Below are 1,006 nucleotides of genomic sequence, written 5' to 3'. Positions count from 1 at the left end.
TTCAAGAAGGGCTGTTGGTGCTCTACCCTGATCCCACCCGCTTGAATGCCCAGGCGGTGGCCACGCGGGGGGAAGTGGCGGCTCTTACCTACCAAGCGCTGGCCAAGGTGGGCCGGGTGCCCAGCCTAGACCCGCCGGTGGGGGCTGCCATCCCCGGGCCAGGGATCCGCACCGAGCTCCTCGCCCAGGTTACCCCCACCCCTGAGCCCCTGGCTACGCCGGATATCCCTGTGGAGCCGCTGGTGGAAACGCTGCCCGCCGCGCCGGAAGTGAGAACTTTCTTGGCCCGCGAGGAGCTGGGATCCGTCAATCCGGGGGACACCCTGACGGTGTATTTGCTGGGATCCCCGGGGGCGCAGGGGTCTTTTTCCATCCCCGGTATCGCCTACAACCTGCCGTTGCAGGAAACCCGCCCTGGCCAATACGAGGGCAGCTACACCTTCCGCAGCCAAGACCGGGCCTCGGAAGCGCCGGTGTTCGCCCGTCTGGAGCGAAATGGGCTGGTGACCCTGGTGCAATTGCCGGACAAAACCATCAGCATTGGGCAGGTGACCGACACCACCTTCCCCACCATCAGCGACCTGGCCCCGCCCAACGGAGCGGTGACCGACAACCCGCGCCCCGCCATCTCCGCCCGCTTTCAAGATGACCAGGGGATCGACCTCAATAGCTTTACCCTGCTGGTGAACAATGTAGATGTCACTGCCCAAGCCCAGCTCAGCCGCACCGGCTTCGCCTATACCCCAGCCGAGCCGCTGCCCAGCGATCGACCGACCTTGATTGCCGTTCAAATTGCCGATACTAGCGGCAACACTGCCATCCAGCAGTGGTCTTTCCAGGTGCGGGCCGCCCAGCCCACACCCACTCCAACACCCACACCCACGCCGACCCCGACACCCACACCTACCCCTACTCCAGAACCCACGCCCACGCTGACTCCAACACCTACCCCTACTCCAGAACCCACACCCACGCCGAGTCCACAGGCTGGCGGGGAGCCTTCCCC

Annotated in this window: 1 protein-coding gene; it reads left to right on the top strand. The window is 65.4% G+C overall.

Translation table 11 applies throughout. The features are described 5' to 3' along the window. Positions 1-14: 14 nt before the first annotated feature. Positions 15-1,006, top strand: a 992-nt coding sequence (locus NW857_RS13210; protein ID WP_414369250.1) for an S-layer homology domain-containing protein, incomplete at its 3' end; no start/stop codon positions are given.

Source organism: Synechococcus sp. H55.9 (genome assembly GCF_047462355.1).
In the GTDB taxonomy this organism is placed as follows: domain Bacteria; phylum Cyanobacteriota; class Cyanobacteriia; order Thermostichales; family Thermostichaceae; genus Thermostichus.
This window is presented reverse-complemented; position numbering and strand designations above follow the sequence as displayed.